The organism is Streptomyces sp. CA-179760, from assembly GCF_050937045.1.
Classification (GTDB): Bacteria; Actinomycetota; Actinomycetes; order Streptomycetales; family Streptomycetaceae; genus Streptomyces.
Window position 1 is genome coordinate 6,142,943 of sequence record NZ_JBNJLZ010000001.1, and the last position, 19,333, is coordinate 6,162,275.

The following is a 19,333-nucleotide window of genomic DNA, read 5'->3' on the forward strand; positions in this document are numbered from 1 at the left end:
CAGGGCCGCGCCTACCGCCGACGCGTGTGTGCGAACCGTGCTCGTCCTGTGGCCGACCCCTGTGACAGGCCTGTGACAGTCGGCGGACAAGGCGATGAAAGTGCCGGGGCAAGCTTCTCGGCACAAGCAAGGAAGTCCGCCCGACCGGCGGGCCGCACACCGGAAGTCCACGACGGGGGGCGCGAGATGAACACGCTGCACGGCATCAGCACGAGCGCAGTGATCACGCGTCTGCACGACGTGCACCGGGGTTCCGAGAAGTCCGGTGCCGTGAGCGGGCGGGGGTGCGCTCGCGGCACCGGGCGTCAGCACACCGCGTTCATGACGGTGGTTGACACACCCACGGGGGAGATCGACAAGGGGGCCCACGGGGGAGCCGCGTACAGGGAGGACTCGGGGGAGCGCCGTTCGCTGTCGGAGGCGGAGTTCACCGCCTACGTCCAGGAGCGCCGCGCCTCCCTGTACGCCACCGCCTATCACCTCACCGGCGACCGCTTCGAAGCCGAGGACCTGCTGCAGAGCGCGCTGTTCTCGACCTACCGGGCGTGGGAACGGATCAGTGACAAGGCGGCGGTCGGCGGGTACCTCCGCCGCACCATGACCAACCTGCACATCAGCGCGTGGCGCCGACGCAAGCTGAACGAGTACCCGACCGAGGAACTGCCGGAGACGCCCGGCGACACGGACGCGATGCGCGGCACCGAGCTGCGCGCGGTCCTGTGGCAGGCGCTGGCCCGGCTGCCCGAACTCCAGCGCACGATGCTGGTCCTTCGTTACTACGAGGGCCGCACGGACCCGGAGATCGCGGAGATCCTCGACATCAGTGTCGGCACGGTGAAGTCCAGCATCTGGCGGTCGCTCCGCCGGCTGCGTGAGGACGAGGTCCTCAGCTTCGGCCGTGACGAGGAAGACGCCTTCGGCGAGCTCGTGGCCTGAAGGTTCGGGGGGGAGCACCACAAGGGGGCCCACGGGGGACTGTGGAGACGCTGGGGGGCGTCTTCTCAGGAGAGTGGGACACGGGGGAAACGGGGGGGGAATCGGGGGAGCACCCCAGGGGGGGGAGCACCACGGGGGAACACAAGAGCGGGACTGGAGGGCCGGGGGGTCCGTCCAGTCCCGCTTTTCTCGTTTCCGTGTCTCAGACCTGTCTTTCAGGCCGCCGTACGGAGACTCGCGCACCGGCCCGCAGCGGCCGCCGCCAGCCGGCCCATCGCCTCGTCGCGGTCACAGGCGTACGCGCCCAGCGCGCTCTGCCGGGCGACGATCGAGCGCTCCTGCCGCATCAGGCGCCAGCCGCGGCGCAGCAGGAACGGCACCGACTTGCGGCCCTCCTTCAGGTCCCGCAGGAAGCGGCGGCGGAACGTCTTCACCGGGCCGCGGCTCAGGCACAGCGCGTCGGCCAGGACGCCCAGTTCCCGGCAGCGTGTGACGATCTCCGCGGCGAAGATGCCCTCCGCGAGGAAGAGCGGGGTCCGTCCGATCTCGACCGTCTCCTCGCCGGTGCGGGCGCTGAGGGAGAGGTCGTAGACGGGGACGGCCGTACGGCCCGTGCGGCACAACCGGGTGATCGCGGCGACGGCCGTGTCCGCGTCCCAGGAGTCCGGATGGTCCCAGTCGATGTCCGAACTTCCGGTTACCAGAGGCAGAGTCGGGTCGTCGCCCTCCTTGTAGAAGTCGTCGAGCCGCAGCACCGGAAGGCCGGAGCGGGCCGCGAGAAGGGACTTGCCGGAGCCGGAAGGGCCGCAGAGCAGCACGACTCGCGTCGGTATGGGCAGAGGGGAACTCACGGGACACCAGTGTGAGGCATCCATCGGGGGCCGTACGACCCCGCGGGTCGTCTTTGATGCGCGCGTCACATCTCAACTACCCTTCGTATCGATCCGATTACCCAGAGCGTCAAAAGGTGGCAGTGATGGCCCGACACGTCTCACCCAAGAAGCCGACCGTCCAGCGTGCTCTCGCCGTTCTCGCGACCGCGGGAGTGGCACTGGGGGCGGGTGCGGCGACGGCCGCTGCGGGCACCGGCTCGGTCCTGGACGTGGTCCACACCTCCCCGGGGAAGACCGACTCCCGGGCAGGCCTCCAGGCCGCGAGCGACACCCTTGCCTACACCACCGGCACGGTCACGGGCCTCAAGCCCAATCCCCTCGCCGGCACGGGAGTAGACCCGCTCGACAACAGCGTCGGCACCGAGGTCGCCGACTTCAAGCCGGTGGATTCCCAGGAGGTGACGGGCCCGGTGGCCCAGGCGCCGTCGGTCGGGGACGCCCTGGTGCTGGGCCAGGTCACCAGGCTGATCTCGGGGTAGTTCACCGGCCCCGCAGCGGGACCTCCCGGACCAGCCAGGACACCGCGAACGCCACGGCGCACAGCGCGGCCGTGCCGAGCGCGACACCGTGCAGCCCGTCCACCACGCCCGCCCGGAAGGCGTCCCGGACCGGCTCCGGCAGGTCCCGCAGCGCCTCGGGGGTGAGCTCGCCGCCCGTCAGCCGGGCGCCGTCGGCACCGAGCCGGTCCGTGACCGCGGCCGTGAGCCGGCCGGTGTAGACGGAGCCGAGGACGGCGACGCCGAGCGAGCCGCCGACGGTGCGCAGCAACGTCTGGGTGCCGCTGGCCGCGCCCATGTCGCGTGGATCCGCGCTGTTCATCGTGATGAGCATCGCCGGCTGCATCAGGCAGCCGATGCCCACGCCCAGCACCAGCGTCAGGCCGGAGGCGACCGGTGCTGTCGTGGCCGTGCCGAGCGCCAGCAGGGCCAGCGCCCCCGCCGCGGCCAGCGCACCGCCCGCGATGGGGTAGCCGCGGTAGCGCCCGCCGTCGCCGATCCGCCGGCCGATGACGAGCTGAGCGGCCATCATGCCCAGCATCAGAGGGAGCAGCAGCAGTCCGCTCTCGGTGGACGACATGTCCCTTACGAACTGCAGGTACTGGGGCAGATAGCTCGCCGCCGCCAGCATGGCCGCGCCCGTGACGAAGCTGAGGACCTGCGCCACCGAGAAGTTGCGGTCGCGGAACAGCCGGGGCGGGATCACCGGTTCCGGGGTACGCCGCTCGACCCGCACGAAGGCGGCCAGGGCGGCCGCGGAGACCAGGGCGAGCCCGATGACCTGTGGTGACGACCAGGCGTACGTCGTCCCGGCCCAGCTCGCGAGGAGGGTCAGGGCGAGGATCGCGCCGGTCAGCAGCCCGGCTCCGGCCAGGTCGATCCGGGCCTTGACCCGGGCGGCTCGCAACCGCACCCCGAAGCCGATCAGGGCGAGCGCCACCGCGCCGACCGGGACGTTGACGTAGAACACCCAGCGCCAGTCGAGCTGGTCGGTGAGGAAGCCGCCCGCCAGCGGTCCGCCGATCATCGCGGCGGGCAGCAGCACCCCGATCAGCGACTGGGCCCGCCCGGCCTCCGCCGGGGTGAGCAGGGTGCCGATGAGGGAGAGCGCGCCCACGAACAGGCCGCCCGCACCGATGCCCTGAAGGGCTCGGAAGGCGATCAACTGCCCCATGTCCTGTGCGAGTCCGCACAGCACGGAACCGGCGAGGAACACCGTGATGGAGGTGAGGTAACTGCCCTTGTGGCCGAAGAGGTCGCCGAGTTTCCCCCAGATCGGGGTGGAGACGGCGGTGGTGAGCAGATAGGCCGTGATCACCCAGGACAGATGGTCGAGGCCGCCCAGGTCGCCGACGATGGTGGGCAGCGCGGTGCCGACGACGGTTCCGTCGAGCGTGGCGAGCACGATGCCGAGCAGCAGGCCGAGGATGACGAGCCGGGAGGGCGGGGTGTCCGGCCGGGCCGGAAGTGCCGTGCTCGCGGGCGAGGCGGTGCTCTCCCCGGCGTGGGGCTCGGCCGTCATGCGACGTAGTCGCGGACGGACTTGGCGTCCCGCAGGGCGTGGCCCCACCAGGCGAGCTGGTCGAGCAGGGCTTTTGCGGCCGTGTCGGCGGCGGGGTCCGTGCAGGTGCCGTCCTCGTCGAAACGGCTCCAGGCGTTGTGGAGGCTGACGGTGTTGCGGATGGTCGTGGCGTTCACCTCGGCCATGACGACCCGCAGTTGCTCCACCGCGCGCAGACCGCCGGACAGGCCGCCGTAGGAGACGAAGCCGACCGGCTTGCCGTGCCACTCCTCGCCGTGCCAGTCGATCGCGTTCTTCAGGGACGCCGGGAAGCTGTGGTTGTACTCGGGTGTGACGAGGACGAAGGCGTCGGCCGCCGCGAGCCGGGGTGACACGAGGGCCAGCTGCTCCACGGTGCCGGGCGGCGGCTGCTGTCCGAAGGCGGGGAGCACCGTCGGCAGCGGCGTCTCCGCGAGATCGACGACATCGGCGCGCAGGTCGTCGCGCTGGTCGAGGTGGCCGGTCAGCCACTTCGTCACGACGGGCGCGAAGCGTCCCTCCCGGGTCGAGCCGACGAGAACGGCGACGCGGAGCGGTTCGGCGGTGGCGGGCATGGGTCTCCCCCTGGATGTGTACAGCGTGTCTTCTGTGCGTACAACGTACACATCGATGTGTACGTCGTCTACTGGGGATACGCTGTACGCGACATTTCGACCGGGAGGAGCGGACCATGGCGGTCGCGAAGAAGAAGGAGGGCGAGGAGGCCGAGGAGAGCGGGGCGCAACCGCCCTCCCTCTGGGAGCGCATGGAGCGGCCCGCCCCGGCCCCGCGCACTTCACTGACCCTGGAGCGGATCGCCGCCGCGGCGGTCGAGATCGCCGACGAGGAGGGCGGCGCGGCCGTCACCATGCGCCGCCTCGCCACGAAGCTCGGCGTCGCGCCCATGGCCGCCTACCGGCACGTCAACGGCAAGGACGACCTCTGGGCGCTCATGATCGACCGGGTGTCCCGGGAGCTGACCGTGCCGGACGACGTCACGGACTGGCGCGAGGTGCTGCGCTCCCACGCTCTCCAGGCGCGGCAGCTGATGCTCGCGCACCCGTGGATGGCGGTCATGCCCACCCCGGTCATCATGCTCACACCCGCGCGGATGGCCGTGGCCGAACGGGGGTTGTCCGCGCTCGCCGCCCACGGTCTGGACCCCGACTCGGTGATGGCCGTCCTGCGGACCGTCACCTCCTACGTGCACGGCGCGGCCCAGACCGAGATCGCGCTACGCGACTACCAGGAACGCCACGGCTGGACCAGCGGCGACGAGACCCGCGAGGCGCTGGCCCCGCAGATGCGCTACCTGATGAGCACGGGCCGTTATCCGGCCTTCGAGCAGTACGCCCTCGGCGCGAGCCACAAGGACGACCGCGCCTGGGAGTTCGCGTTCGGCCTCGACTGCGTGCTCGACGGCATCGCGCAGCGTCTCGGGATCTGACGGGGGCGCACGGAAGAAGCCCCGGCCCTCCTGGACGGAGGAGGGCCGGGGCTTCCGTATCGAGGAGTGCCGGGAGGGGGCTAGTACGAGGAACCCGACGCGCCCAGTGACCCCGTGGGGTGCCAGACCGTTTTCGTCTCCAGGAACGCCGTCATGCGGTCGGTGCCCGGAGTCTCCGTGTAATCCACAGGCTGTGGACGGAGAACGCGCTTGAGGTTGTCGGCCGCCGCGATCTCCAGTTCCTTCGCGAGGGACTCGTCGGCACCCGCGAGGTCGATCGCGTTGACGTCCTGGTGGGAGGCGAGCGGGGTGGCGATCTCCGCCGTGCGGCCCGAGAGGACGTTGACCACGCCGCCGGGGACGTCCGAGGTGGCCAGCACCTCGGCCAGGGACAGCGCGGGGAGAGGGGACTTCTCGCTGGCCACCACGATCGCCGTGTTGCCGGTGGCGATGACCGGGGCCACCACCGAGACCAGGCCGAGGAAGGACGACTCCTGGGGAGCCAGGACCGCGACCACGCCCGTCGGCTCCGGGGAGGACAGGTTGAAGTACGGGCCCGCCACCGGGTTGCCGCCGCCCACCACCTGGGCGATCTTGTCGGTCCAGCCCGCGTACCAGACCCAGCGGTCGATCGTCGCGTCCACGACCGCCGCCGCCTTGGACTTCGACAGGCCCTCCGCGTCGGCCACCTCGCGCGTGAACTGGTCGCGGCGGCCCTCCAGCATTTCGGCGACGCGGTAGAGGACCTGGCCGCGGTTGTACGCCGTCGCGCCGGACCAGGCGCCGAACGCCTTGCGGGCCGCGACGACCGCGTCACGGGCGTCCTTGCGGGACGACAGGGGCGCGTTCGCCAGCCACTTGCCCTTCGAGTCGCTCACCTCGTACACCCGGCCGCTCTCGGAACGCGGGAACTTTCCGCCCACGTACAGCTTGTAGGTCTTGAGGACACTGAGTCGGTCAACTGCATTCATTTAACGCTCGCCCTCCGGGCTCGACGACGGGGCGAGGTACGCCTCCAGGCCGTGGCGGCCGCCCTCGCGGCCGAAGCCCGACTCCTTGTACCCGCCGAACGGCGAGGTCGGGTCGAACTTGTTGAACGTGTTGGACCAGACGACACCCGCGCGGAGCTTGTTCGCGACCGCCAGGATGCGCGAGCCCTTCTCCGTCCAGATGCCGGCGGAGAGGCCGTACTGCGTGTTGTTGGCCTTGGCGACCGCCTCGTCCGGGGTGCGGAAGGTCAGGACCGACAGCACCGGGCCGAAGATCTCGTCGCGGGCGATCCGGTGCGCCTGGGTGACGTTCGTGAAGAGCGTCGGGGCGAACCAGTAGCCGCTCTCCGGCAGTTCGCAGGCCGGGGACCAGCGCTCGGCGCCCTCCGCCTCGCCCTGCTCGACGAGGGAGGTGATGCGGGTGAGCTGCTCCTCGGAGTTGATCGCCCCGATGTCCGTGTTCTTGTCGAGCGGGTCGCCGAGGCGGAGCGTCGACAGGCGGCGCTTGAGGGAGTCGAGCAGCTCGTCCTGGATCGACTCCTGCACCAGGAGGCGGCTGCCGGCGCAGCAGACCTGGCCCTGGTTGAAGAAGATACCGGTCACGATGCCCTCGACGGCCTGGTCGATGGGGGCGTCGTCGAAGACGATGTTGGCGCCCTTGCCGCCCAGTTCGAGGGTGAGCTTCTTGCGGGTGCCGGCGACCGTGCGCGCGATCTCCTTGCCGACGGCCGTGGAGCCGGTGAAGGCGACCTTGTTCACGTCCGGGTGGGCCACCAGCGCGGCGCCTGTGTCGCCGTAGCCGGGGAGGATGTTGACGACGCCCTTGGGGAGACCGGCCTGGCGGCAGATGTCCGCGAAGAACAGCGCCGAGAGGGGGGTCGTCTCGGCGGGCTTGAGGACGACCGTGTTGCCCGTCGCGAGCGCCGGGGCGATCTTCCACGCCAGCATCAGGAGCGGGAAGTTCCAGGGGATGACCTGGCCCGCCACGCCCAGGGGCTTGGGTGACGTGCCGAAACCCGCGTGGTCGAGCTTGTCGGCCCAGCCCGCGTAGTAGAAGAAGTGCGCCGCGACCAGGGGCAGGTCGGCGTCGCGCGTCTCCTTGATCGGCTTGCCGTTGTCGAGGGTCTCGAGGACGGCGAGCTCGCGGGAGCGCTCCTGGATGATGCGGGCGATGCGGAAGAGGTACTTCGCGCGCTCCGCGCCCGGGAGTGCCGACCACTTCTCGAAGGCCTTGCGGGCGGCCTGCACGGCCCGGTCCACGTCCGCCTCGCCCGCCTGGGCGATCTCGGAGAGGACCTCCTCGGAGGAGGGGCTGACCGTCTTGAAGACCTTGCCGTCGGCCGCCTCGGTGAACTCACCGTCGATGAACAGGCCGTAGGACGGGGCGATGTCGACGACCGAGCGGGACTCGGGCGCCGGTGCGTACTCAAAAGTCATGTCGATCAGTCCACCGTCACGTAGTCGGGACCGGAGTAGCGGCCCGTGGCCAGCTTCTGGCGCTGCATCAGCAGGTCGTTCAGCAGCGAGGAGGCGCCGAAGCGGAACCAGTGGTTGTCCAGCCAGTCCTCGCCCGCGGTCTCATTGACCAGGACGAGGAACTTGACGGCGTCCTTGGTGGTGCGGATGCCGCCGGCCGGCTTCACACCCACCTGGATGCCGGTCTGGGCGCGGAAGTCGCGGACGGCCTCCAGCAAGAGGAGGGTGTTCGCCGGGGTCGCGTTGACGGCGACCTTTCCGGTGGAGGTCTTGATGAAGTCCGCGCCCGCCAGCATCCCGATCCAGCTCGCGCGGCGGATGTTGTCGTACGTCGACAGCTCGCCCGTCTCGAAGATGACCTTCAGGCGCGCCGACGTCCCGCAGGCCTCCCGGACGGCGGCGATCTCGTCGTACACCTTCAGATACCGGCCCGCGAGGAACGCGCCGCGGTCGATGACCATGTCGATCTCGTCGGCGCCGGCGGCGACGGCGTCGCGGACGTCGGCCAGCTTGACGTCGAGCGCGGCGCGGCCGGCCGGGAACGCCGTGGCCACCGAGGCGACCTTCACGCCGGAGCCGGCGACGGCCTCCTTGGCCACGGCCACCATGTCGGGGTAGACGCAGACCGCGGCGGTGGCGGGCGTCGTACGGTCGGTCGGGTCGGGCTTGACCGCCTTGGCGCCGAGCGCCCGGACCTTGCCCGGGGTGTCCGCGCCTTCCAGCGTCGTCAGGTCGACCATCGAGATGGCGAGGTCGATGGCGTACGCCTTCGCGGTCGTCTTGATCGAACGTGTACCGAGAGAGGCCGCGCGTCCCTCGAGTCCGACCGCGTCGACGCCGGGAAGCCCGTGGAGGAAGCGGCGCAGCGCGCTGTCGGACGAGGCGACGTCCTTGAGGGGGTGAGCTGCGGTGAGTGCAGAACTGGGCATGGTCACCAGACGAGCATATCTACGCGCGTAGCGGCTGTACAGCCCCGGGGTTGTCCTGTGGTGGGGGTGCGGTGGGGTGGGGGCGGTGGTTCGGGCCGGGGTGCCGGGGGCTGGGGTGTCGGCGTCCGGCAGAATCGACGTATGACGAGTCCCGAGTCCCAGTCGCCCGCGCCGCAGCCGGAGCCCGAGTCCAAGGACCGGGTCTACCGGTCGGCCCCGGCCATCGCCGGTGGTGTGCTGCTGCTCGCCATCGCCGGGTGGCTCGGCATCGACGCGCTCGTCTCGGGGGAGGGGCGCACGCAGTGGCTCGCGCTCGCGCTGATGCTGCTCGTCGTGCCGCTCGTCGTCGCCTTCACGTTGCGGCCCGCCGTGTACGCCGGTGAGGACCGGCTGCGGATTCGCAACCCCTTCCGCCTCGTCGTGGTGCCCTGGGGGCAGGTCGCCTCGCTGAAGTCCGCCTACTCGAACGAGGTCCTCACCGAGTCCGGCGCCAAGTACCAACTGTGGGCCGTCCCCGTGTCGCTGCGCGCCCGTAAGAAGGCCGCGCGGCGTGAGATGCGGGCGACCGCGCAGGCTCGGCGGGCCATGGGGCGGGACGAGGGGCGGGGCAGCGCTCTCGGGATGCGTGCGGGGCTGGGGCAGGGGCTCGGTGGCGGCGGTCCGGAGGCCGACGGGCCCGCGCGTGCGGAGACCGACCGGATCATGGACGAGTTGCGGGGGCTGCGTGAGGCGCGGCATCGGGCGGAGACCGCGCAGGGTGAGGTGACCGTGCGGTGGGCCTATGAGGTGGTGGGGCCGGCGGTCGCCGGGCTGGTGCTCGTCGCGATTCTGCTGGCTGTGGGCTAGACCGTGGAGCCGGGTTGACCTGGGGTGCCCTGGGAGGGGCACCCTTTTCGTGTGGTCAGATGCCCGCTGCCGTCGACAGGTCTCGTTTGATCGACTCCAGTAGCGTCGTCGCCTTCGCTCGGGCCTTGGGAAGGTCGGTGTGGGACGCGACCGGGATCACGACCTCCAGGTAGCACTTCAGCTTCGGCTCCGTGCCGCTCGGGCGGACGATCACCCGGGCGCCGTCCAGTGTGTAGCGCAGGCCGTCGGTGGGCGGGAGGGTCTCCGTGCCCTGGGTGAGGTCGTCGGTGCGGGTGATGGGGAGGCCGGCCAGTTCCGTCGGGGGCTGTTCGCGCAGGCGGTGCATCGCGGCGGCGATGAGGGAGAGATCCTCCACGCGGACCGACAGCTGGTCCGTGGCGTGCAGGCCGTGCTCCACGGCCAGGTCGTCGAGGAGGTCCAGGAGGGTGCGGCCCTCCGACTTGAGCCGCGACGCCAGTTCCGTGATCAGGAGGGCGGCCGTGATGCCGTCCTTGTCGCGTACGCCGTCGGGGTCCACGCAGTAGCCGAGGGCCTCCTCGTAGCCGTAGCGCAGGCCCTCGGCGCGGGCGATCCACTTGAAGCCGGTGAGAGTTTCGACGTGGGGGAGGCCCGCCTTCTCGGCGATACGGCCGAGGAGGGAGGACGAGACGATCGACTCCGCGAACGTGCCGGTCGCTCCACGCTGGACCAGGTGGGCGGCGAGGAGGGCACCCACCTCGTCGCCGCGGAGCATGCGCCAGTCGGTGCCGTCCCGCACCGCGACGGCGCAGCGGTCCGCGTCCGGGTCGTTGGCGATGATCAGATCGGGGGTGGTTTCGCGGGCCTTCGCGAACGCCAGGTCCATCGCGCCGGGTTCCTCCGGGTTGGGGAACGCGACGGTCGGGAAGTCCGGGTCGGGGTCGGCCTGTTCCGTGACGAGGGCCGGGGGCGGGAAGCCCGCGCGGGCGAAGGCGGCCAGGAGGACGTCCTTGCCTACGCCGTGCATCGCCGTGTACACCGTGCGGGCCGTGCGGGGGGAATCCTTGGCCAGTACGGCGTCGGTCCGGGTGAGGTAGGCGTCGAGGACGCTGTCGTCGAGGGTGTCCCAGCCGTGGGTGGGGCGGGGGACGGTGGCGAGGGACGTTACGGCGGCGATCTCTGCCGCGATGTCGATGTCCGCCGGGGGGACGATCTGGGAGCCGTCGCCCAGGTAGACCTTGTAGCCGTTGTCGCGGGGTGGGTTGTGGCTGGCGGTGACCTCCACGCCGGCGGCCGCGCCGAGGTGCCGTATGGCGAAGGCGAGGACGGGGGTGGGGAGGGGGCGGGGGAGGACTGCGGCGCGGAGGCCGGCGCCGGTCATGACGGCGGCGGTGTCCTGGGCGAAGTCGTACGACTTGTGGCGGGCGTCGTAGCCGATGACGACCAGGCCGTTGTCGTGGCCCTGCTTCTTGAGGTACGCGGCGAGGCCGGCGGCGGCGCGGATGACGACCGAGCGGTTCATGCGCATGGGGCCGGCGCCGAGTTCGCCTCGGAGGCCCGCGGTGCCGAACTGGAGGGTGCCGGAGAAGCGGGCGGCGAGTTCGGTGTGGTCCTGGGTGTCGAGGAGGCGGGCGAGCTCGGTGCGGGTGTCCGGGTCGGGGTCCTCGGTGAGCCACGCCTGGGCCTGTGCGATGAGTTCGTCGTGCACGGTCGGGTCAGCCTCTCGGTTGTCGGGGGTGCGGGGTGCCTGCGGCGGTCTGGGGGCCTTGGCGGGGGTGCGCGTAGCGCCTTCTCGCCGGGTGGTGGGTCGGGGCCGCGCCGGGGGGTGTCCGTCCTCGGAACGTCGCGATGGGGTTGGGCGCCGACTCGCTGTTCGTTGACGCGACAACCGCTGCGGGCGGACACCCCCCGACACGTCCCCTGCTCGCCGTGCGCGGGTGCGGGTGCGGGTGCGGGTGCGTCGTGGCTCGGGCCATCCGCCCCCGCTGCCGCCCTAGCTGCGGGCATGCGTGCCGCTAGGGCGGCACGGGTGGGCGCAGCGGCACGCCGTTCCGCCGGGTTGCGGGCCCACCCGGCCTCAGCACCGATGCCGGGTGCCTCGGGAACGTGGGGCCTAGAGCCGCCCCAGAACCTGCGCCAGCAGGGAACCCATCCTCGTCGCCGAGTCCCGGCCCGCCTGCAGTACCTCTTCGTGGTTCAGCGGCTCTCCGGTCATACCCGCCGCCAGGTTCGTCACCAGGGAGATGCCGAGAACCTCCGCGCCCGCTTCCCGCGCGGCGATCGCCTCGAGGACCGTCGACATGCCCACCAGGTCCGCGCCGATGACACGGGCCATGCGGATCTCGGCCGGAGTCTCGTAGTGCGGGCCGGGGAACTGCGCGTAGACGCCCTCCTCCAGGGTGGGGTCGACCTCCTTGCACAGGGCGCGCAGGCGCGGCGAGTAGAGGTCGGTGAGGTCGACGAAGTTGGCGCCGATGATGGGGGAGGTGGCCGTGAGGTTGATGTGGTCGCTGATCAGGACCGGCTGGCCGGGGCGCATGCCCTCGCGGAGGCCGCCGCAGCCGTTGGTGAGGACGATCGTCTTGCAGCCGGCCGCTACGGCGGTGCGGACGCCGTGGGAGACGGCGGCCACGCCGCGGCCCTCGTAGTAGTGCGTGCGGCCGAGGAAGACCAGGGCGCGCTTGTCGCCGGTCTTGTACGAGCGGATCTTGCCTCCGTGGCCCTCGACCGCCGGGGGCGGGAAGCCGGGCAGCTCGGTGACCTGGAACTCGGCGTCGGGGGCGCCCAGGGCGTCCACGGCCGGGGCCCAGCCGGAGCCCATCACGAGGGCGACGTCGTGGGTCTCGGCGCCCGTCAGTTCGCGCAGGCGGGCGGCGGCGGCGTCGGCGGAGGCCCTGGGGTCGATCGGGGCGGCGCCCTGGATGTCGTCCGGAAGAAGAGATGCGTTCACGCCGACGAGGGTAGCCGGTGAATGCCTACGCGCGTAGATGGTGGAGCCGACGGGCCGGCGATCGTTGTCTTGTCGTTTCCGACGGCGGGGCTCAGCAGGGGCGCTTGCGAAGTGCCATCACGTAGTCGTGCGGGGCGCCCGCCGATTCGGCCGCGTCGGCGATGTCGCCCAGGTAACGGGCGGAGGGGAGGCCGCCCTCGTAGGCGTTGAGGGCGTAGGACCAGGCCGGCTCCTCGCCGTCCAGGGTGTGCGCCCGTACGCGGGTGCGCCGGTAGATCTCCAGGCCCACGCCCTCCCAGCGGTCCATCGAGTCCTCGTCCATGGGGGCGATGTCGTACAGGGAGACGAAGACCTGGGAGAGGGGGTCCTCGACGATCGTCGGCAGGGCGCCCTCCCAGCCCATGTGCTCGCCGCCGAAGGTCAGCCGCCACCCGCTCAGCCAGCCGGTGGCGCGCAGCGGCGAGTGCGGGGCGCGGCGGGACATCAGCCGCGCGTCGAGGTTGCCGGCGTACGCGGCGTAGAGCGACATGGGGGAAGGGTACGGCAGGTGGACTCGCGTCACTCGCGTAACGGAGCCGCATCGCGGTGGGCCCCGGGGCGGTGTCGCGGTGAGGGGTGCGGGACAATGGAGTACGTGACTCGGATCGTGATCATCGGTGGCGGACCCGGCGGATACGAAGCGGCGCTGGTGGCCGCTCAACTCGGCGCGGAGGTGACCGTCGTCGATTGCGACGGTCTGGGCGGGGCGTCGGTGCTCACCGACTGCGTGCCGTCGAAGACTCTGATCGCGACGGCCGAGGTGATGACCACCTTCGACTCGTCGTACGAGGAGCTGGGGATCATCGTCGCCGACGACACCCCGCCCATGGAGCAGGCCGCCAAGGTGGTGGGCGTCGACCTGGGGAAGGTCAACCGGCGTGTGAAGCGGCTCGCCCTCGCCCAGTCGCACGACATCGCGGCCTCCGTGACGCGTGCCGGGGCGCGTGTCATGCGCGGGCGCGGGCGGCTGGAGGGCATGCAGGCGCTCGACGGGTCGCGGAAGGTGGTGGTGCGCGCCGCTGACGGGAGCGAGGAGACCCTGACGGCGGATGCCGTGCTCATCGCCACCGGTGGGCATCCGCGTGAGCTGCCCGACGCCCTGCCGGACGGTGAGCGGATCCTGAACTGGACCCAGGTGTACGACCTGAACGAGCTCCCCGACGAGCTGATCGTGGTCGGGTCGGGTGTGACCGGTGCCGAGTTCGCGGGCGCCTACCAGGCGCTGGGTTCCAGGGTGACGCTCGTGTCGTCGCGGGACCGCGTGCTGCCGGGCGAGGACCCGGACGCGGCCGCCGTGCTGGAGGACGTCTTCCGGCGGCGCGGCATGAACGTCATGGGGCGTACCCGGGCGCAGTCCGCCAAGCGGGTCGGGGACCGGGTCGAGGTGACCCTCTCCGACGGGCGCGTCATCACCGGATCGCACTGTCTGATGGCCGTCGGCGCCGTGCCCAACAGCGCGGGCATGGGTCTTGAGGACGCCGGGGTCAGGCTGCGCGAGTCCGGCCACATCTGGACCGACAAGGTGTCCCGTACGACCGCTCCGGGTGTATATGCCGCCGGTGACGTGACCGGTGTGTTCGCCCTCGCCTCCGTGGCCGCCATGCAGGGGCGGATCGCGATGTACCACTTCCTCGGTGACGCCGTGGCCCCGCTGAACCTGAAGACCGTCTCGTCGAACGTCTTCACCGACCCGGAGATCGCCACCGTCGGCTACACCCAGGCCGACGTCGACGGCGGGAAGATCGACGCCCGGGTCGTGAAGCTGCCGCTGCTGCGCAACCCGCGCGCCAAGATGCAGGGCATCCGCGACGGCTTCGTCAAGATCTTCTGCCGGCCGGGCACCGGGATCGTGGTCGGTGGCGTCGTCGTGGCGCCGCGGGCCTCGGAACTGATCCACCCGATCTCGATCGCGGTCGACAACAATCTGACCGTCGAGCAGATCGCGAACGCCTTCACTGTCTACCCCTCGCTGTCGGGCTCGATCGCCGAGGTGGCACGGCAGTTGCACACGCGCAAGGAGACCGGCGAGGGCTGAGGCCGAAATCGGCTCCTCCCTGGTCACGGGCTGTATTCGACCATGCGTCCGGCATAGGCGGCGGGACTGGGCTCTATACCATTTCCCGCTGCTCAGTGCGAACATCTTCTGCTATTCAGCGCAAACTGCTGAAAGCAGACGGTCGCTGGCGTTACTGTCAGTTTCGTGTTCGCTGCAGAACGTCGCCAATTGATCCTCGAAATGGTGCGAGCGAACGGGGCCGTGTCGCTCCGTGAGCTCGCCCGCGTCGTCCAGACCTCCGAAGTGACCGTACGGCGGGACGTGCGCGCGCTGGAGGCAGAAGGACTCCTCGACCGCCGGCACGGCGGTGCGGTACTGCCGGGCGGTTTCACGCGGGAGTCCGGCTTTCCGCAGAAATCCCATCTCGCGACCGCCGAGAAGACCGCCATCGCCGACCTCGCCGCGAACTTCGTGGAAGAGGGCGAGGCGATCGTGGTCGGGGCGGGTACGACCACCCAGGAGCTGGCGCGCCGGCTCGCCCGGGTGCCCGGACTGACCGTCGTCACCAACTCGCTCCTGGTGGCGCAGGCTTTGGCCCACGCCAACCGGGTCGAGGTGGTGATGACCGGCGGTACGCTCCGCGGTTCGAACTACGCCCTGGTCGGCAGTGGTGCCGAGCAGTCCCTGCACGGGCTGCGGGTGTCGCGGGCCTTCCTGTCCGGGAGCGGTCTGACCGCCGAGCGCGGGCTGTCCACGTCCAACATGCTGTCGGCGTCCGTCGACCGGGCGCTGGTGCAGGCGGCCGCGGAGGTGGTGGTGCTCGCCGACCATACGAAGCTCGGGATGGACACGATGTTCCAGACCGTGCCTACGGATCTCATCACCCGGCTCGTGACCGATGAGCCGCCCGCGCATGACGATCGTGCGGGTACGGAACTTCAGGCGCTTGCCGACCAGGGCGTGCAGATCGCTGTGGCCGGGGGACAAGGTGGCTCGGCCGGGGCTGCCGCCGGGTCGGGGGGTGAGCCCGTTCCGGCGCGCCAGCAGCGTCGGGACGTGCCGGTGCCCGGGCCTCGGCGGCAGGTTCCCGGTGCGGGGGGTGGGTTGCGGTCCGCCGCGATGCTGGGGGAGCAGAGTCCCGGGGCCGAGCGGGCTCGGGTGGCGGATCTGCGGCGGCGGTAGGGAGCCGGGCAGGTCGGTCCAGTTGCCGTGGGGTGACGGGCACCGGCGTTGTCGCTGGGGCCAGGTGGGCCCGCAGCCCGGTGTAGCGGGGTGCCTCCCCTACTCTCGGCTTCTCCCCCACTCTCGGCTTCGCTCGAGCAGGGGGACCCCATGAGCAGGGGGGACCCCATGAGCAGGGGGACCCCCACGGCTGTCAACAACGCTCGTGCTCAATACACCTAGCGGCAGGCATGCCCGCAACTGGGCGGGCACAACAACGGGCGGGCAGGCGCTTGTGCGCCTGCCCGCCCGTCTCTTGTTGTCTCAGTCCTTGATCTCGCAGATCGCCGCGCCGGAGGTGACCGATGCGCCGATTTCCGCGGTCAGGGCCTTGATCGTGCCGGACCTGTGGGCGTTCAGGGGCTGTTCCATCTTCATGGCCTCCAGGACGACGACCAGATCGCCCTCCTTGACCTCCTGGCCCTCCTCGACGGCTACCTTGACGATGGTGCCCTGCATGGGGGAGGCGAGGGTGTCGCCGGAGGCTACGGGGCCCGACTTCTTCGCCGCGCGGCGCTTGGGCTTGGCGCCCGCCGCCAGGCCCGTACGGGCCAGGGACATGCCCAGCGAGGCCGGGAGGGAGACCTCCAGGCGCTTGCCACCGACCTCGACGACGACCGTCTCGCGGTCCAGCTCCTCCTCCTCGGCCGCATCGGCCGGCGCGGCGAAGGGCTTGATCTCGTTGACGAACTCCGTCTCGATCCAGCGGGTGTGGACCGTGAACGGGTCGGACGAGCCGGTGAGCTCGGGGGCGAACGCCGGGTCCTTCACCACGGCACGGTGGAACGGGATCGCCGTCGCCATGCCCTCGACCTGGAACTCCTCCAGCGCGCGGGAGGCCCGCTCCAGGGCCTCCTCGCGCGTGCGTCCGGTGACGATCAGCTTGGCCAGCAGGGAGTCCCACGCCGGGCCGATGACCGAGCCGGACTCCACGCCCGCGTCCAGGCGGACACCCGGGCCGGACGGCGGGGCGAACGTCGTGACCGTGCCGGGGGCCGGGAGGAAGTTGCGGCCCGGGTCCTCGCCGTTGATGCGGAACTCGAAGGAGTGGCCGCGCAGCGCCGGGTCGTCGTAGCCGAGGACCTCGCCGTCGGCGATGCGGAACATCTCGCGGACGAGGTCGATGCCGGCGACCTCCTCGGTGACCGGGTGCTCCACCTGGAGACGGGTGTTGACCTCCAGGAAGGAGATCGTGCCGTCGAGGCCGACGAGGAACTCGACCGTGCCGGCGCCGACGTAGCCGGCCTCCTTCAGGATCGCCTTGGAGGACGAGTACAGCTCCTCCACCTGCGCGTCGGACAGGAAGGGGGCGGGAGCCTCCTCGACCAGCTTCTGGTGCCGGCGCTGGAGGGAGCAGTCACGGGTGGAGACCACGACGACGTTGCCGTGCTGGTCGGCCAGGCACTGGGTCTCCACGTGCCGCGGCTTGTCCAGGTAGCGCTCGACGAAGCACTCGCCACGACCGAAGGCGGCGACCGCCTCGCGCACCGCCGAGTCGTACAGCTCGGGCACCTCTTCGAGCGTGCGCGCGACCTTCAGGCCTCGGCCGCCGCCGCCGAAGGCCGCCTTGATGGCGATCGGCAGACCGTGCTGCTCGGCGAAGGCGACGACCTCGTCGGCACCGGAGACCGGGTCGGGCGTGCCCGCCACCAGCGGGGCGCCCGCGCGCTGCGCGATGTGCCGGGCGGCGACCTTGTCGCCGAGGTCGCGGATCGCCTGCGGGGGCGGGCCGATCCAGATCAGGTCCGCGTCGAGGACCGCCTGGGCGAAGTCCGCGTTCTCGGAGAGAAAGCCGTAGCCGGGGTGGATGGCGTCCGCGCCCGACTCCCGCGCGGCCTTCAGCACCTTCTCGATGTCGAGATAGCTGGTGCCCGGGGTGTCACCGCCCAGGGCGAACGCCTCATCCGCGGCGCGGACATGCAGAGCGTCCCGATCCGGGTCGGCGTAGACGGCCACGCTCGCGATGCCGGCATCCCGGCAGGCCCGGGCCACACGGACAGCGATTTCGCCACGGTTGGCGATGAGCACCTTGCGCACGATGAGGCTCCCTCCTTGAAACAAGCCGAGTTTAGGGACTGCCGACACGGCACTTCGACCCGTCCCCAGTGGTGAGCTTGCCCACACGGAGCGTGATGCGAGGCTCGCTCGACCCGCGAAATCCCTTGTCGCACCGCGGGATGCAGCACTCCTGCGGGAAACCCTAGCCGTCTCCTGTGGTCAAGGTCTCTGTCATCACGTGCTGCGGGCCACTCTGTTTCTTTGTGGAGTCCCTACGAATGGCCCAATGATTCTTTGCCCTCTGCAGAACCCTTGTCCCGGGGTTTACCTGTCAGTAGCGTTCGCGATGTCTCGAACGGTCTAGCGGTAAGAGGTGGGCCCGGTGGTGCGCAGGCCGGTCGCGTGGGTCGTGGCGGTGGTGCTGTTCGGTGAGGCGTTCGGCATCGCCGCGCTGAACTGGTTTCTCGGGGTCGTCGTCGACCGGCAGGACATGTCCCTGGCCGGGCTCGATCCGCACATGATGTCGGTGTCGTCGAAGACCGGCGGGGTCGCCTTCGGCCTCTACTTCGCGCTGTGCGGCCTGGTCGCCCTGCTCGTGGCGCTGCGGGACCGCCCCCCGGCGGGCCTCGGGCGGGTGCTGCTGATCAGCGCGGCGGTCGTGCACGGGCTGCTGGGCGCCTTCACCTGGGGGCTGGTCGGCTGGCCCGCGTTCCTGTTCATGATGCTGGTGCTGGGCCTGATCGTCCTGCTGCTGATGACGTACGACCGCACGGCCGAGCGGGTCACCGCTCCGCCGGCGCCCACAACTCCGTGATGCCCACGCCCAGGTCGGCCAGGAGCCGCCGGACCAGGGGCAGGCTGATGCCGATCACGTTGCCGTGGTCGCCGTCGATGCCGTTGATGAACGGGGCCGAGCGGCCGTCCAGGGTGAAGGCCCCCGCGACGTAGAGAGGTTCGCCGGAGGCGACGTAGGAGGCGATCTCCTCGTCCGTCGGGTCGCCGAAGTGGACGACGGTGGACGCGGTGGCGGAGACGTAGCGGCCGGTGAGTGTGTCGTAGACGCAGTGGCCGGTCTGGAGGGTGCCGGCGCGGCCGCGCATCGACTTCCAGCGCGCGGTGGCCTCCTCGGCGTCCGCGGGCTTGCCGAGGGCCTGGCCGTCCAGGTCGAGCACCGAGTCGCAGCCGATCACCAGCGCGCCCTTGACCTCCGGCCGGGCCGCCACGACGGAGGCCTTCGCCTCGGCGAGGGCGAGCGCCAGCTCGGCGGGGGTGGGCGCGGTGACGGCGTCCTCGTCGACGCCGCTCACGATCACCTCGGGGGTGAGTCCGGCCTGGCGGAGCAGTCCGAGCCGGGCGGGGGACTGGGAGGCGAGGACGAGTCGCCTGCGGCGCTGAGCGGTCATGCGATCAGGTTAGTCACCCGAGGGCCCCCGACTCACCTCACGCCGATCACGAGCATGGCCACGAACATGGCCAACGCCATGAGAACGCCCAGCCGCCGGAGCATGTTTTGCATGTCGCGGAGTTCTTTCGGCGGTTCGTTCTCGGGGTCGGACCACAGCATGAGTCCAGCGTGCGGCCTGGCAGGGCGGGGCGC

General features: G+C 71.1%; 19 protein-coding genes. 7 read left to right on the forward strand and 12 right to left on the reverse strand.

Annotation, left to right across the window (positions count from 1 at the left end; all coding sequences use genetic code 11):
- The first annotated feature begins 186 nt into the window (after positions 1 to 186).
- Positions 187 to 936 (forward strand): SigE family RNA polymerase sigma factor, encoded by a 750-nt coding sequence (locus ACQEV8_RS28040; RefSeq protein ID WP_432965554.1) that lies wholly within the window; start codon positions 187 to 189, stop codon positions 934 to 936.
- A 215-nt stretch (positions 937 to 1,151) separates the two neighbouring features.
- Here the strand turns inward: ACQEV8_RS28040 and ACQEV8_RS28045 are convergent, their stop codons facing one another.
- Positions 1,152 to 1,811 carry a uridine kinase family protein gene (locus ACQEV8_RS28045; protein WP_432965558.1) on the reverse strand — a complete coding sequence of 220 codons (660 nt, stop codon included), beginning with the start codon at positions 1,809 to 1,811 and terminating at the stop codon, positions 1,152 to 1,154.
- A gap of 101 nt (positions 1,812 to 1,912) precedes the next feature.
- On the opposite strand from ACQEV8_RS28045, the gene ACQEV8_RS28050 reads away from it, so the two are divergent.
- The gene (locus tag ACQEV8_RS28050) at positions 1,913 to 2,308 is read left to right on the forward strand and encodes a hypothetical protein (RefSeq protein WP_432965561.1); all 396 of its coding nucleotides are present in this window, start codon (positions 1,913 to 1,915) and stop codon (positions 2,306 to 2,308) included.
- A 1-nt stretch (position 2,309) separates the two neighbouring features.
- Here ACQEV8_RS28050 and ACQEV8_RS28055 read toward each other — a convergent pair whose 3' ends face one another.
- Both ACQEV8_RS28055 and ACQEV8_RS28060 read right to left on the reverse strand, forming a co-directional pair.
- Positions 2,310 to 3,848 carry a DHA2 family efflux MFS transporter permease subunit gene (locus ACQEV8_RS28055; RefSeq protein WP_432965564.1) on the reverse strand — a complete coding sequence of 513 codons (1,539 nt, stop codon included), beginning with the start codon at positions 3,846 to 3,848 and terminating at the stop codon, positions 2,310 to 2,312.
- Positions 3,845 to 4,441: an NADPH-dependent FMN reductase gene (locus tag ACQEV8_RS28060; RefSeq protein ID WP_432965567.1), complete on the reverse strand. Its 597-nt coding sequence runs from the start codon at positions 4,439 to 4,441 to the stop codon at positions 3,845 to 3,847. Before ACQEV8_RS28060 ends, ACQEV8_RS28055 begins: the two co-directional genes overlap by 4 nt.
- A gap of 116 nt (positions 4,442 to 4,557) precedes the next feature.
- Here ACQEV8_RS28060 and ACQEV8_RS28065 point away from each other — a divergent pair, with 116 nt between their 5' ends.
- On the forward strand, positions 4,558 to 5,313 hold the full coding sequence (locus ACQEV8_RS28065; protein ID WP_432965570.1) for a TetR/AcrR family transcriptional regulator: 756 nt from the start codon (positions 4,558 to 4,560) through the stop codon (positions 5,311 to 5,313).
- 80 nt (positions 5,314 to 5,393) lie between these two features.
- Here the strand turns inward: ACQEV8_RS28065 and ACQEV8_RS28070 are convergent, their stop codons facing one another.
- From ACQEV8_RS28070 to deoC, 3 genes are read right to left on the reverse strand one after another with little or no spacing between them, the layout of a single operon-like run.
- Positions 5,394 to 6,284 carry an aldehyde dehydrogenase family protein gene (locus ACQEV8_RS28070; protein WP_432965573.1) on the reverse strand — a complete coding sequence of 297 codons (891 nt, stop codon included), beginning with the start codon at positions 6,282 to 6,284 and terminating at the stop codon, positions 5,394 to 5,396.
- Positions 6,285 to 7,739 carry an aldehyde dehydrogenase family protein gene (locus ACQEV8_RS28075; protein WP_432965576.1) on the reverse strand — a complete coding sequence of 485 codons (1,455 nt, stop codon included), beginning with the start codon at positions 7,737 to 7,739 and terminating at the stop codon, positions 6,285 to 6,287.
- A gap of 5 nt (positions 7,740 to 7,744) precedes the next feature.
- Positions 7,745 to 8,707, reverse strand: a complete 963-nt coding sequence (gene deoC / locus ACQEV8_RS28080; protein WP_432965579.1) for a deoxyribose-phosphate aldolase — start codon at positions 8,705 to 8,707, stop codon at positions 7,745 to 7,747.
- Between the two features lie 141 nt (positions 8,708 to 8,848).
- On the opposite strand from deoC, the gene ACQEV8_RS28085 reads away from it, so the two are divergent.
- On the forward strand, positions 8,849 to 9,553 hold the full coding sequence (locus ACQEV8_RS28085) for a PH domain-containing protein (RefSeq protein WP_432965582.1): 705 nt from the start codon (positions 8,849 to 8,851) through the stop codon (positions 9,551 to 9,553).
- Between the two features lie 55 nt (positions 9,554 to 9,608).
- On the opposite strand, the gene ACQEV8_RS28090 is transcribed toward ACQEV8_RS28085, so the two are convergent.
- The 3 genes from ACQEV8_RS28090 to ACQEV8_RS28100 form a co-directional block, all read right to left on the reverse strand.
- Positions 9,609 to 11,240, reverse strand: coding sequence for a phospho-sugar mutase (locus ACQEV8_RS28090; RefSeq protein ID WP_432965585.1), 1,632 nt, complete (start codon positions 11,238 to 11,240; stop codon positions 9,609 to 9,611).
- Between the two features lie 405 nt (positions 11,241 to 11,645).
- Positions 11,646 to 12,482: a purine-nucleoside phosphorylase gene (locus tag ACQEV8_RS28095; RefSeq protein WP_432965588.1), complete on the reverse strand. Its 837-nt coding sequence runs from the start codon at positions 12,480 to 12,482 to the stop codon at positions 11,646 to 11,648.
- A gap of 91 nt (positions 12,483 to 12,573) precedes the next feature.
- The gene (locus ACQEV8_RS28100) at positions 12,574 to 13,011 is read right to left on the reverse strand and encodes a gamma-glutamylcyclotransferase (RefSeq protein WP_432965591.1); all 438 of its coding nucleotides are present in this window, start codon (positions 13,009 to 13,011) and stop codon (positions 12,574 to 12,576) included.
- Between the two features lie 96 nt (positions 13,012 to 13,107).
- Here ACQEV8_RS28100 and ACQEV8_RS28105 point away from each other — a divergent pair, with 96 nt between their 5' ends.
- Positions 13,108 to 14,556, forward strand: coding sequence for an NAD(P)H-quinone dehydrogenase (locus tag ACQEV8_RS28105; protein ID WP_432965594.1), 1,449 nt, complete (start codon positions 13,108 to 13,110; stop codon positions 14,554 to 14,556).
- Positions 14,557 to 14,721: 165 nt separating this feature from the next.
- On the forward strand, positions 14,722 to 15,699 hold the full coding sequence (locus ACQEV8_RS28110; RefSeq protein ID WP_432965597.1) for a DeoR/GlpR family DNA-binding transcription regulator: 978 nt from the start codon (positions 14,722 to 14,724) through the stop codon (positions 15,697 to 15,699).
- 303 nt (positions 15,700 to 16,002) lie between these two features.
- Here the strand turns inward: ACQEV8_RS28110 and ACQEV8_RS28115 are convergent, their stop codons facing one another.
- On the reverse strand, positions 16,003 to 17,775 hold the full coding sequence (locus tag ACQEV8_RS28115; protein ID WP_432965600.1) for an acetyl/propionyl/methylcrotonyl-CoA carboxylase subunit alpha: 1,773 nt from the start codon (positions 17,773 to 17,775) through the stop codon (positions 16,003 to 16,005).
- Between the two features lie 343 nt (positions 17,776 to 18,118).
- Here ACQEV8_RS28115 and ACQEV8_RS28120 point away from each other — a divergent pair, with 343 nt between their 5' ends.
- Complete coding sequence (locus ACQEV8_RS28120) at positions 18,119 to 18,550, forward strand: hypothetical protein (protein ID WP_432965603.1); 432 nt, start codon at positions 18,119 to 18,121, stop codon at positions 18,548 to 18,550.
- Here ACQEV8_RS28120 and ACQEV8_RS28125 read toward each other — a convergent pair.
- Positions 18,519 to 19,139 (reverse strand): Maf family protein, encoded by a 621-nt coding sequence (locus ACQEV8_RS28125; protein ID WP_399026283.1) that lies wholly within the window; start codon positions 19,137 to 19,139, stop codon positions 18,519 to 18,521. The two genes, ACQEV8_RS28120 and ACQEV8_RS28125, sit on opposite strands and share 32 nt — an antisense overlap.
- Positions 19,140 to 19,171: 32 nt before the next feature.
- A complete protein-coding gene (mmpB, locus tag ACQEV8_RS28130; RefSeq protein WP_432965607.1) occupies positions 19,172 to 19,300 on the reverse strand; it encodes a morphogenic membrane protein MmpB in 129 nt (42 codons plus the stop codon).
- Between the last annotated feature and the right edge of the window lie 33 nt (positions 19,301 to 19,333).